3 protein-coding genes and 1 pseudogene are annotated in these 13,013 nt (G+C 69.8%); 2 read left to right on the top strand and 2 right to left on the bottom strand.

Annotated elements, in window-relative coordinates; genetic code table 11:
• Nucleotides 1-149: 149 nt before the first annotated feature.
• Both ACFVTF_RS18660 and ACFVTF_RS18655 read right to left on the bottom strand, forming a co-directional pair.
• Complete coding sequence (locus ACFVTF_RS18660; RefSeq protein ID WP_387814702.1) at nucleotides 150-452, bottom strand: Imm53 family immunity protein; 303 nt, start codon at nucleotides 450-452, stop codon at nucleotides 150-152.
• 4 nt (nucleotides 453-456) lie between these two features.
• The gene (locus ACFVTF_RS18655; protein WP_387814700.1) at nucleotides 457-7,449 is read right to left on the bottom strand and encodes an RHS repeat-associated core domain-containing protein; all 6,993 of its coding nucleotides are present in this window, start codon (nucleotides 7,447-7,449) and stop codon (nucleotides 457-459) included.
• Between the two features lie 602 nt (nucleotides 7,450-8,051).
• On the opposite strand from ACFVTF_RS18655, the gene ACFVTF_RS18650 reads away from it, so the two are divergent.
• Both ACFVTF_RS18650 and ACFVTF_RS18645 read left to right on the top strand, forming a co-directional pair.
• Complete coding sequence (locus ACFVTF_RS18650; protein WP_387814698.1) at nucleotides 8,052-12,530, top strand: LamG-like jellyroll fold domain-containing protein; 4,479 nt, start codon at nucleotides 8,052-8,054, stop codon at nucleotides 12,528-12,530.
• Between the two features lie 279 nt (nucleotides 12,531-12,809).
• Nucleotides 12,810-12,899: pseudogene (locus ACFVTF_RS18645) on the top strand (GNAT family N-acetyltransferase); the annotation flags it as partial.
• Between the last annotated feature and the right edge of the window lie 114 nt (nucleotides 12,900-13,013).

The raw sequence follows: 13,013 nt of genomic DNA, 5'->3' as shown, positions 1-13,013 counted from the left end.
GGTGGGGGGGGGCCTGTTACGGGGTGGGGGGGGGGGGGCCTTTGGGTTTGGGGGTAATGGGGGCCCCCCGGGGGTGGGGGGGGGGCCCCCCCCACGTCCGGGGCGGTGTCGACGGACAACCTGCGTTTGCTGGCCGTCCGTGGGACTAGCTACGTTCCCTCGATGCGATCCTCAACAAATTCCTTGAACCGGAGAATCGCGCTCTCCAGCGAGAAGGGATCACATGATGCCTCGAATTTTTCGCCATCGGACCAGGACCAGATCCATCGGCCGCCCGGAGCCTCCTGCTTGGTCTTCCTCAGTTGACGCCCTTCGATTTCAGTATCGATCAGGTCAATCTCGATCGTCCAGCCAGGATTATCGAGCGTTTCAATCCGAACGCCGAACTCATGCTCCCAGTCTTCGTTGCACTGGGACTCGTACCAGGACTGAAGGAATTCCAGAGCATTCATACGATCACGGACATCCCATCGGCTTCTCCCAGTCCTCCAAGGGGCGGGCCGAGCCATCGGCCTCGTTAATGTGCGGAGTGGGGACCGTCGTCCCATCCGCATTGGTGTGCGCCGGCCCATACCTGTCGAATCGCTTGACCAGATCGAACGACCGGGGATCCCTCGGATTGGTATTGGGCGCCCACTCGGAATACTTCTTGACGTCGCCGGTGTCGCCACCTTCCCTGACGATCATCGAATGCGGGTAGGCGTTCCCGGCATCATCGATCGCCCTGGGGTCGGGCCGCTGCCGGGGTGGGCGGGCGTTGTGCACCAAGATCGGCGTGGCGCCTGCGAGCACATAGTACGTGTGGAGATCGGCGAGGCTGAGGTTGCGGGCTTCCTGCGGATCGGTCTCGTAGTTGCGGACGGCCTGGACGGTGAGGAACGTACCATCGGCCGCGCGGACCTGGTCACCGACCTGGAGGTCGGAGGCACCGGTCCAGCGCCGGGTGGTCTCGTCCCAGAAGGGGTGGTGCTGAGTGGAGGTCAGGGCGGTGGCCGGCTCCGCGTCAGCGGCCAGGGTGAGGTCGGTGAACTGCCGGTCGTCGGGGGTGACGATGGTGGCGGCGACGGCCTCGGCCTTGGTGCTGTCGGTCTGCGGGTCGGTCGACAGGACTTCGTCGCCCGGCTTCAGGTCCTTGATCGGTTTGCTGCTGCCGTCTGCGAGCAGGACGGGTGTGTCGGGTCTGAAGCTGTTCTTCTTCCCACCGATCATGCAGCTGCCAGCGATTTGTTCGGCTTCGCGGGCGGCCTTGGACTCCGTACGCCAGGCCTTGAAGCCGTCGTAGAGCTCGTTGGCGAGGCGCTTGATGGTCTTGGCCAGCTCGTAGGCCTTGTCCCAGCGGAACGCGTACTTCTTGGCGAGCTTGGCCAGCGGGCCACCGCCGATGAAGCTGGTGGCGACGTTGAGCAAGGTCTCGCCGCAGGCACCGAGGTCGCCCTTGGTGACGCAGTCGAAGGCGTCCGTGATACCGAGTTCGTCGGCGGCGATCTTGGCCAGCTGCTTGCCGGCGCCCATCACCTTCTGCTTGGCCTGGTTCTCCTTGTGGTGCGCCGCTTCGACCTTCTGCTTCGCGGCTTCGGCCCGCCGTGCGCTCTCGTCGGCCTGCTGGACCGCCGCGATGGCGTCGGCGTGGTTGGCTACCAAGGTCACGACCGAGGTGATCGCCGCGGTCGCGATGATGAGCGGCGCGAAGATGTCGGCGATGGAGAGCAGACCGCTGGGGTCCGCACGGTTGACCGGGTCGTTGTTGCCGTAGGCGTAGCCGTTCCACTGCTGGGGGTCGGCCCGGTCGAGGATGGGATCGAGGCTCAGGAACCGCCCGGTGGTCGGTTGGTACTGCCGCGCGCCGAGGTTGGTGAGCCCGGTGACGTCGTCCTTGGTCCCGCCGACGAAGCCCTTGTCCCCGGCCCAGGTACTCGGCTGGGTACCACGCGGGTTGCCGAACGGGTCGTTGGGCCGTCGGGTCTCGGTCAGGGTGGCGGAGTCGATGCCCAGCACGCCGGTGCCGTGGTGGTCGGCGATCTGGTAGGTCAGCTTGCCGCCGCCCTGGCGGACCAGGGTGGTGCCGCCGGGTATGTCGTAGTAGCGGGCGCCGGCGAGTTGCTTGGTGGTGGTGCTGGTGTCGACGGTGAGCTCGTCGGCCCCCATGTTGATGGTGGTCTTGCCGGGGTTACGGCGGATGAGCTGGTTGCCCTCGGCGTCGTACAGGTAGGTGGTGGTGCCGCCGTCGGTCCTGGCCAGCGACTCCAGCCGGTCCTCACCGTTCCAGGTGAGGGTGGCGGTGCCGTTGGTGTCGGTGATGGCGGTGGTGCGCCCGGCCGCGTCGTACTGGGTGGTGCTGGCGGTGGGCGCGTTGTTGCCCGTCCTGCTGGTGGAGCTCAGCAGGGCGTGCGGCCCGCCGGTGCCGCCGCCGCTGTTGGGCGCGCTGGTCGGGGCGTTGCGGGTGCCGGTGGACGGGAAGGTCTGGGTGACCGTGGTGTCCTTGGCGGTGTCGCCGCCCGCGTCGTGCGCGACGAACTGGGTGCGGTTGCCCGTCAGGTCGTACTGGTAGCTCTGCCAGTAGGGCGCGTAGCCGCCGACGGTGCTGCGGGTGGGCGCCTGGGCGCCGCTGGTGGGCGTGGAGTTGGTGCAGGCCCCCTGGCCTCCCACCGCCGGGTCGGGCGCTTGGTCGAGGCGTCCGGTGTCAGTCCACGCGGTGCTCAGCCGACCGAGGTGGTCATAGGTGAAGCACTGCAGGTCGGTGGCGCTCGGTGTGTTGTCGGGGATGGCCCGGACCGCGGTGATGCGGCCGGCCTGGTTGTAGGCGTAGGTGGTGTTCTGGACGGTGCCGGTGGTCGAGGTCTGCTTGTCGACGTACTGGTTGAGGGTGCGGCCGGTCGGCTCGTCGTAGGTGGCGGTGGTGACGACCTGGGTGCCCCACGGGTTCATCGTGGAGCGGATGTTGCGGCCGTAGGCGTCGTAGTCCGACTGGAGGTCGTACATCTTGCCGCCGTACGCCCCGAACTTCGAGAGCAGGCCGTAGACCTCGTAGGTGTACACGATGGTCTCGGAGTAGACGTCGCCGACGGTCGGGCGGGTCTCCTCGGTCCTGGCCCCGGTGATCGGGTCGTACTTGGCGCTGGTGGTGTAGGTGACCGGGTTGGTCTGTCCGACCTCGCTGCCGGGGATGGTCAGGGTGGTCTTGGTCGGCCGGTAGCCGATGTCCATGGACACGACCGCGTTGGTGTACGCGGCACCCTTCGCCCCGCCGACGTAGCGGGTGGAGCTGTCCTGCTGCCCCTTCGCGACGGTGTCGTACGCGTAGCCGGTCAGCTGGTTCTCCGGGCTGACCGTGCCCTGGTACGTGCCGGTCCTGCGACCGAGCAGGTCGTAGGCGGTGGCGATGGTCTGACCGCCGGCGTTGGTGCTGGAGGCCACGCGCCCCGCGGCGTCGTACGTGGTGGAGCTGTTGCCCGCGTCCGGATCGCTGGCGCCGGTCTGGCGGCCGCGTTGGTCGTAGGTGTAGGACCAGGTGTTGCCGGCGGCGTCGGTGCGGGAGGTTTCCTGGCCCCCCGGGTTGAAGGCGTAGCTGGTGACGTCCGCGTCGGCGCTGTTGCCGGTGGCGACGGGCGTCCGGTACTGCCACAGCTGAGTCGTACGGCCGCGGGCGTCGTTGACCGTGGTGGTCGGGGTGGCGCCGGCGGGCGGGGTGACGTCGGTGCGGTCCGCGCCCGGGTAGGACGTGGTGGTGGCGCTCTGCGCGACGCCGTAGGCGCGGAACTGGACGCTGGTGGCGCGGCCCTGGCCGTCGAAGACGCTGTAGGTCTGGTTCGGGACCTTGGCGTCCTCGGGCTCGAACCGCGTGGTCGCGGGGCCGGCCTGGTCGTTGTAGTAGGTGTTGTTGACGCGGTTGGCGCGGCCCTGGGAGTCGTAGTAGGTGTCGGTGATCATCCGGCCGTGGTAGGCGGAGATCGCCGGGTCGGCCTGGGTCTGCACCACGCGGGCGAGCCCGTCCATGATCTGGACGGACTGGGCGTAGCTGCTGTTGGCGCGCAGGCGGCCGGTGGTGACGCTGCTGGGAGCACCGTTGCCGACCGCGTAGCTGTAGGTGTAGTTCGCCTTGTCGCTGGTCGTCCGGCCCGCGAGCCAGACGGCGGTGAGGCGGCCCAGGGCGTCGTAGGCCTGGGTGACGGTGCGCCCGTTTGCGTCGGTGCCGGTGATCGGCAGGGCCCGGGCGGGGTTGAGGGTCGCGGTGGAGATCCGGCCGGAGGCCGCGTCGGGAGCCCCGACGGGGGCCGGCGAGGTGATCTTCGTCGCGTTGGACAGTTCGCCGGGGTTGGCGGAGCTGTAGACCGTGGTGGTGGCCGCGCCGCCCGGGTGGGCGGAGTCGGTGGTGGTGGGGTCGGTCACGGTGACCGGGCGCCCGTAGGTGTCGTAGGTGCTGAGGCCCGTGGTGGTCCACTGGGCCTTGCCGGAGTCGTCGAACTTCTCCAGGACCTGGATGCTGCTCGCTTCGCCCTTGGCGCCGGCGCTGCCGAAGGCTGCGCCGTCGAAGACGGTCCGCGAACCCGTAAGGGTGTTGGCGGCCGTGGGGGTGGCGGTGCAGGCGTTCGGGCCGGAGACCGAGATGGCCTCGGAGACCAGCACGGTCATGATCGGGTCGGTGCCCGTGGCGTACGTGGTACGGGCGCAGACGTCCGGGGTGCCCTCGGCCTGGTTGAGAACGGTGACGGGCCGGTTGGCGTGCGCCGGGTCGGTGGTGGTGGTGTCGGTGGTGGTGCGCCAGGTGCCGTCGGTCTTGCGGGCCTTGGCGGTGACGACGTTGCTGGTGGAGGTGTAGCGGGCGACGAGGTCTGGCAGGCCGTCGCCGCGCACGTGGGTCGCGGTGGTGGCCGGGCCTGAGCTGGTGCTGACGCTGTAGGCGACCGGTTCGGTCGCGCCCGCCTGGGCGTAGGTGTCCGATTCCAGGACCTGGCCGGAGAGCCAGTCGCTGTCGGTGACCGGGCCGCTCATCGGGCCGGCGACCGTCCGGGAGCGCTTGGCGCCGGAGGCGGTGAGGTCACCGTCCATGCCCTGGTGGTAGGTGGTCGACTTCTGGCCCTGGACGCCGTCCTTGCCGGTGCCGGTCACGGTGGTCACCGTGGCGAAACCCCGGAAGTCGTCCCAGGTGCGGTCCTTCGCCTCGACGAACCGGCCGTCGTTGCGGTGCCAGGCGGCGTCGCCGTAGGTGTACGTGGTGGTCAGCGGGAGCGCGCCCTTGACGAGGTCGGAGCGCGGGTCGACGGTGATCGTCTTGACCGGGTAGCGCAGGAACCAGTCGTCCACCGGGTTGCTGTCGGCGGTGGAGTTGGGCTGGTACCACTTGACGTTGAAGCAGCCGAGCTTGTTGTCGTCCGCCGACGTCGGCATCACCCCGGCGGTGCGGGAGCAGGACGCCTGGTAGTAGTCGACGTTGATGGCACCGCCGGTCTCGGTGGTCACCGAGGCGATGCGCGGCCGGTTGTAGGCGGGGCGGGAGGGGCCCGCGCCGTCCACCCGGTTGGGCAGCAGGACGTCGGCGAAGGTGACGGCAGGGAGGGTGACCGGCTTCTGGCCGTTGAACTCGTCCTTGGCGGTGCGCTGGACGGAGGCCAGCCACGGGACCGCGGTGTTCTCGGTGCTGTTCTGGACCAGCTTCAGGACGTGGTTGAGCGCGTAGGAGTCGACGTCGCGGTAGCCGTTGCCGGAGCGGATCCGGGTGGTGATGGTGTTCAGCCACTTCGTGGTGAAGTAGCTGGGCCCGTAGTTGGCGCACACGTCGTTCTGCGCGCACTGCTTGTCCAACGGGACGTCGGGCCAGTTCGCCGCGTTGGCGGCGGTGCGCTGGGCCGGGTCGCAGGCCGCAGCGCCGGTGACGCAGCGCTCACCGGAGTCGAAGTCGATCCGGGCGGCGGGTTGGTAGCCGCCGTTGGCGTTCAGCTGGTCGGACAGCAGCTGCCCGTAGCCGATCGAGGCCACGACACCACCGCGGGTGTAGGCGGTGTTGGTGCCCTTGCCCCGGTTCTGGCCGCCGCCGCGCGCGTAGTAGTTGGTCTCGGGTGTGTAGCTGTAGGTGGTCAGGTTGCCGTATACGTCCACCTCCGAGTCGAGGTTCCAGCGCCAGGCGGTCTGGCACCAGGAGTCCTTGCCCTTGCCCGCGTCGTAGCAGGGGTCGCCGCTGTTGGGCGAGTACACCGGAACGGTCCAGGCGGAGTTGGTGTCCGGGCCGATCGTGGTGGGCGTGCCGGTGGCGGAGGGCAGGTGGTTCAGGCCGAAGTAGTAGGCGGCACCGGCCGCGTCGGTCAGCTTGATGTACGAGCCGTTCCAGGTGCCGTTGGTGGCACCGGTCAGGAACTCGATCCTGCTGCCGTCGTCGGTCTTGAGCCGCCAGGTGCACCTGGACCACTCGTCCGGGCCGGCCGTCTTCGGACACGAGGCGTCGTCGGGCACCAGTTCGCCGGAGTGGCCGGCCAGGGACAGGGTGAGGTTGGCCTCGCCCCAGCACTGGTCGCCGGAGCCGGTGATGCCATCCTTCGCACACGGACGGAAGGAGCGCTCGACGAAGCCCGGGCTGTAGTCCCAGCCGTCGCCGATCCAGGAGGCCTGGGAGTTCGTCGAGGAGGTCTTGCCGTCCACCGCGGTCGAGCTGTATCCCAGGGCGACCTTCGGCGCGCCGCCACCGATGCTCGGGGGCGACTGCACGGGATAGCTGTAGCTGAACGCGCCCGAGGCCTCGCCGGCCGTCCAGGACTGGCTGGGCGCCAGGCTGGTGGCGCTGTAGGTGCCGGCCCCGCCGGCGGCGGGCGCGTCGGCGGCGAGCACGGTCGGTGCGGCCGCGCCGGCGGTGAGCCCGGTGCGGAACGCGGCCTGCGTCACGCCAGCCTTCGGGGCGGCCGGGACGGCAGCGGCGGCCGGCAGGTCGACGTCGGCGACCAGCTTCCCGGTCTGGGCGTCGTAGTGCGATTCGACGGGCTTGCGCTCCAGGCAGCCCTCGGTCTGGGGGGTGGTCAGGGAGCAGGCGGGCAGGGTGTAGAGGCGGGCGCGCTGGGACCAGTCGCCGCCGAGCCCGGCTCCGAAGGCGGAGGCGTCCAGGCTGACCCGCAGCTTGGAGGCGTTCGACGGGTCGGTCGGCGTGAGCGCCACCAGGTTGGTGTGCGATCCCGCGGACGCGGCGGTCTTCGCATCGGTGACCTCGACCTGCATCGAGGGCTTGGCGCCGGGCGCGACGGGCGCGCCCCTCTGCACGTCGTTCTGCGTGGCCTCCTGGCCGTCGGCGGCCACGGGTGCCAGCCACACCGGAAGGGCGCCCGCCTTGGTCGAGACGCCGGCGGAGGGCTCGATCACGGTCTGGCCGGCCTCGTCCAGCCGGGCCGCCCGGCTGCCGGCCGACGGCGCGGCTGCCAGCTCGACGGTGGACGTACCGTGAGGGGGGGCTATCGGGGACTTCGGTGGCACCCAGTCAGGAGTCTTAGTTCGCGAAGGAACCAGGGAATCCGACTTGGCATCCTTCCCCGGAACGGACGGTGTGGACGGCAGTTGAGTGGTCGTCGGGGACCAGATCCTGTTCTCGTCCGAAGCGATGGCGAATGCGGGGACACCGGCCGCCGGGACGACGAGTCCGGCCATCATAGCCAATGCACTGAACAGGGCTGTTCTGGGTTTTCTCGCCCGCTGGGCGGTCCTTCCCCTGGCTGATCGAGCACGACGAGTGGGTGACACCACTACTCCCTAAGGGAATTGACCATGCATCCGGGCATGGAACGGCCGAAATTAACGTCGGCGACCTTACGAACTCGTTCACATCGCCGTCGAGTCCAAGATCAATTTTTTGTAAGTGGCATACATCACGCCGGTTGACAAACCATCAGCCGACCCCACCAATCGGACATATCGCCCCGTGAGTGATTTGACGGATATTCACTTCCTGGGCGAAGTTGCGCATGTCCTGTGCGCATTGCCCGATCCCGGCGGTGCCCGCACCAACCATCACTTCCGGGGGAGGCCCCGTCATGCCCGAACGCCCACCGAGAGAACACCCGAGAGCCCGCGGTCGAGCCGTGTCCCGGCTGCGCTTCGCCGCCGCCGCGACCGGATTCGTCCTCGTCCTGTCCTCCGCGATGCCTGCCTTCGCCGACACCGCGCCGAGCGGCACCGACAGCAAGACCCTGACCGAGCTGATGGCGGCCGCGGATGCCGCGCACGCCAAAGACCGTCCGAAGGACCGGCCGGCCGACGACACCGCGTTCGCCCAGGCCAAGGCGACCGGCAAGAACGTCCTGATCGACCGTCTGACCACCGAGTTCACCGAGACCTACGCCACCCCGGACGGCAAGCTGCAGGAGTCGCGCCATCCGCAGCAGCAGCGGATGAAGGCCGACGGCCAGTGGCGCCCGCTGGACGCCACCCTGGCCGCGCGTCCCGGCGGCGGCTTCGCCCCCAGGGCCACCCCGTCCGGTGTGGTCCTGTCCGGCGGCGGGAACGGTCCGCTGGCCACCATGACCAGCACGGACGGGAAGAAGCTGGCGCTGACCGCGCCGTTCCCGCTGCCCGCGCCCCAGGTCCAGGGCGACAGCCTGCTCTACCCGGCGGTCGTCGGAGCCGACACCGACCTGAAGGTCACGGTCGGAAAGGCCGGCAGCGTCAGCACGGTGCTGATCGTCAAGACCGCGAAGGCGGCGGCGGACCCGGCGCTGAAGAACCTCCACTTCGGCACCGTCACGGACGGGGTCACCATCACGTCCGACGAGAACCACGATCTGACCGCCTCCGCCGCCGACGGTCCCCGCTGGCACGCGCCCGCGCCCCGGATGTGGGACAGCACCCCCGCCGTCGGGGCTCCGAACGCTTCCACCCCGCAGGCTCCAGCCACCGGCGCGCCGACGACCGCAGCCGACGCCACCCGGACGGGCACTCCGGGCGTCAGGGCCGCGAGCTTCCGCGCTGCGGCCATGCCCGCGGCCGACAGGACACCCGCGCCGTCACCGACCCCCAGCGCCTCCCCCGGCGCGGGCGGCCGCGAGGTGGTCCCCTCGGTGAGCACCCCGGAAGGCCCCGGTGCCGGCGCGAAGGTCGCGACGATGCCGGTGGCCACCACGTCCTCGGGCATCGACCTCACCCCGGACCAGGACATCCTCGCCACGGGCACCGCCCCGTACTTCATCGACCCGGCCTGGATCCCCTGGGCCAACGGCAGTTACGGCTCCACCTTCGTCCAGTCCACGCACCCCGGCGCCACGCACTACAACGTCAACGGCCCGGCGGACAGCGACCACCTGGGCGTCGGCAAGTGCGGCAGCTACCCCAGCGCGCCCAGTTGCAACCCGGCCGACATCGAGCGGGCCTACTTCCAGATCGACATCCGCGGTCTGAACGGCGCCGCCATCAACTCCGCACGGCTGGACTTCGCCGAGTACATCTCCGCCGACTGGGACTGCAACAAGTCCTACGGCGTCGACCTGTACCTGGTCGACCGCCCCATCGACTCGGGCACCAACTGGAACAACCGGCCCCAGCCGATCGGCGGCCCGATCGAGACCGCCCAGGTCGCCGGCTCCGGCCGCGGCGCCTGCCATGACAACGTCCCGGTGACGTTCTGGAACGTCGGCCCGACCGTGGCTCAGTGGGTCAACAACCCCTGGCTGACCTTCGGTCTCCAGGCATCCGACGAGGGCAACGCCTACGCGTTCAAGCGCTTCGACTACGGCGCCACGCTCACCGTCACCTACGACCGCACCCCGAACACCCCGACCAACCCGTACGCCTACCCGGTCCCCCACACCGCCGACCCCGCCCGCCAGACCCAGGGCTGCAACAACGACAGTTGGGGCTGGCTCGGTGCCGGTTCCGACCTCAACGGCGCCGTCACCCTCAATGCCACCGTCAGCAGCCCGGTCCAGGGCCAGCTGTACTCCTGGTCCCACATCTGGGACTACACCCTCGCCGGCGTTCCCGACGTCGACAGCGGTTTCTCGCCCCTCGTCAACAACGGTGACAACGCCGCCTTCACGGTCAACCCGAACGTCGTCAAGGACGGCCACCTCTACGGCTACAGCATCATGGCCGGCGACCAGTTGGTCGGTCTCTCCGGCTCCACCCCCGTCTGCCGCTTCGGTGTCGACCTGACCCCTCCGCGGGTCTCCGTCCTCGGCGTCGACAACAAGCTCGACGACAACGCGTTGGCCACCCAGTTCCCGCCCTCCGGCAACGGGCAGACCACCAAGATCCGCACCTGGCAGACCGGGTACGTCCCCGTCACCGTCACCGATCCCACCCCCAACGGCGGCGCCGCCTCCGGGGTGAAGTGCCTCCGCTGGAGCTGGGACCCGCAGCTCGCCGGCGCCGGCTGGCAGTGCGGCGGCGCCATGCCCACCGGCGGCATCCCGGTCATGGCCGGCCACTGGGGCACCAACATCCTGTTCATCCAGGCCCAGGACGACGCCGGGAACGTCTCCCCCGTCACCCAGTACGCCTTCTACGTGCCGTGGAACCCCGACGGCCCGCCGCCGGTCTTCGGCGACATCACCGGAGACGGCGCTCCTGACATCGTCACCTACGACGGGGCCGGCAACCTCCGCGCCTACAACGTGCCGGGCAACTCCCTCGCCAAGAGCCCCACCGCGGCTCTGGCAGCACTGCCGGCCGACTCCCCCACCGGCAGTTGGACCAACGGCGTCCAGTTCACCCACCGCGGCACCCTGACCGGCGGCAAGAACGTCGACGACCTCATCGTCCACCCGGCGGGCGGCAAGGACCTCTACCTCTACGGCAACCCCGGCAACACCGGATACTCCGGCCGCTTCGACAGCAAGGCGGTACTCGCCAAGCCCAACTGCAGCGACGCCGACAGCCTGCCGCCGCAGTGCGCGCCGGGAACGTACGCCACCGACTGGTCCACGACGCTGCAGGTCGCCTCGCTCGGTGACCCCGCGCACAGCGACCTCGACACCAAGCTCCAGTTCAAGAACCAGACCGGTCTGCTGACGGTCGAGAGCACCGGCAACGGCAGCGACGCCGGCCTGTGGTTCTACCCCGCCACCGGCGCCCAGACCCTCGGCGCCCCCGTGCAACTGGCGGCCTCCGGTTGGAAGGACCTCGACCTCCTCACCCCGGGTGACTGGGCGGGCCAGGGACACCCCGGCCTGTGGACCCGCAACCACACCACCGGCGACCTGCGCGCCTACACCTTCACCACCGGCACCTACGCCCCGACACACGACGGCGAGCCCGTCCGGGACGAGTTCGGCAACCCGATCAGCGTGCCCACGGTGACCGCGGTCTCCACCGCCGTCCCGATCGGCAGCGTCCCCGTCGCGACGTGGCCCGTCCTCGGCTCCGACGGCGACCTGACCGGCAACGGCGCTCCCACCCTCTGGGGCCGCAACGCCGACGGCCGGATCCAGATCTGGTGGGGCCACCGCACCGGCGACCCCACCCATCCCACCTTCGCCTGGGACGTCGGTCCCGAGACCGCCGCCAGTGCCGCCGCCGCCCCGAGCTGGTGGGCCATGGACGGCAGGACCGAGAAGATCGTCGACAGCAGCATCAACAACCCGCTGAGCCCCAGCGGCGCCCCCACCCGCACCGCCGACCACAACAACGTCGCCGGCGCGGCCACCGCCCTCAACGGCAGCAGCTACTACAAGACCAAGCAGAGCCCCGGCATCGACACCACCCGCAGCTACAGCGTCGCGGCCTGGGCGAAGATCAACAACACCAACGGCTTCCGGACCATCGTCTCCCAGACCGGGAACCAGCGGAGCCCGTTCTACCTCCAGTACTCCGCCTCCTTCGGCCGCTGGTCGTTCATCCTCGCCGGTGAGGACCGCTACCCGCCGGCCAAGTACTACACGGTGAGCGACACCGCCGCGCCCCAGGTCGGCGTCTGGACCCACCTCGTCGGCACCTACAACGCCGACACCCAGGCCATCACCCTCTACGTCAACGGGCAGGCCGTCGGCACCACCAAGGTCGACGCCGACTGGCACGGCTGGACGGCCGACGGCCCGCTCACCATCGGCGCCGAGACCGCGCACCAGCTCCCCGACGCCGCCGGACTCGACGGTGCGGTCAGCGACGTGCGGCTCTACCCGTACGCCGTCACCGACCAGCAGGCCAACAACCTCGCCACCGGCAACGCCAGCGTCCACGTCCAGAGCGCTTTCGCCTACGGCAAGTGCGTCGACGACTGGGGTGGCGGCTCAACCGGCGCGGCGGTCGCCATCTACGACTGCTGGAACGGAGCCAACCAGCACTTCACCTTCACTCCTGACAACACCATGACCGTCAACGGCAAGTGCGTCGGCACTCAGGACAACGCCTCCGCCAACGGGGCCAAGGTCGTCCTGCGCGACTGCAACCCCGCCGAGGGCGGCCAGCAGTGGCTGCGCCGCTACGACGGCAGCCTCTACAACCCGCAGTCCGGCCGCTGCCTGGAGCTTCCCGGCTGGGCCATCAACAACGGCACCCAACTCGGCATCTGGGACTGCCACGGCGGGGCCAACCAGCGGTGGACCTACACCGCACAGCTGACTGGCTGACGGTCAGCCGGCGCCACCACGCGAAGGCCGTTGGCTCCCCAGGGGGGAGTCAACGGCCTTCGCCGTACCCGGACGGCCGCCAAGCGGGCCAGGGCCGATTCGCAGGGCGAGGGCCTACCGGGCCTACAGGGCTCGGCGCCGAGACCTTCCAGCTCCTCCCCTGTTCGGCGCCCACCGGCCCCGGTCACGCCGCCACGAAGGCCGGCAGCTGCGCCCGCCCGTACGACACGATGACCCCCTGGCGCCACGTCACTGGCCGCCACACCTTCGGCCTCGGCTACGTCAGCGTCGACCCGCACCGATGGCCACCGCTTCTACGAGAAGCTCGGCTTCGTCCCCTCGCACGTCGGATTCAAGCTCCAGCTCTGAGGCCTTGAAGTTCCTTGCCCCGGAAATGCAGAGAACCCCCATCCGGTTTCCCGGATGGGGGTTCTCTGTGAATGATTGTTCGGCGGCGTCCTACTCTCCCACAGGGTCCCCCCT

The organism is Kitasatospora sp. NPDC057940, assembly GCF_042887425.1.
Lineage (GTDB): Bacteria > Actinomycetota > Actinomycetes > Streptomycetales > Streptomycetaceae > Kitasatospora.
This window is presented reverse-complemented; position numbering and strand designations above follow the sequence as displayed.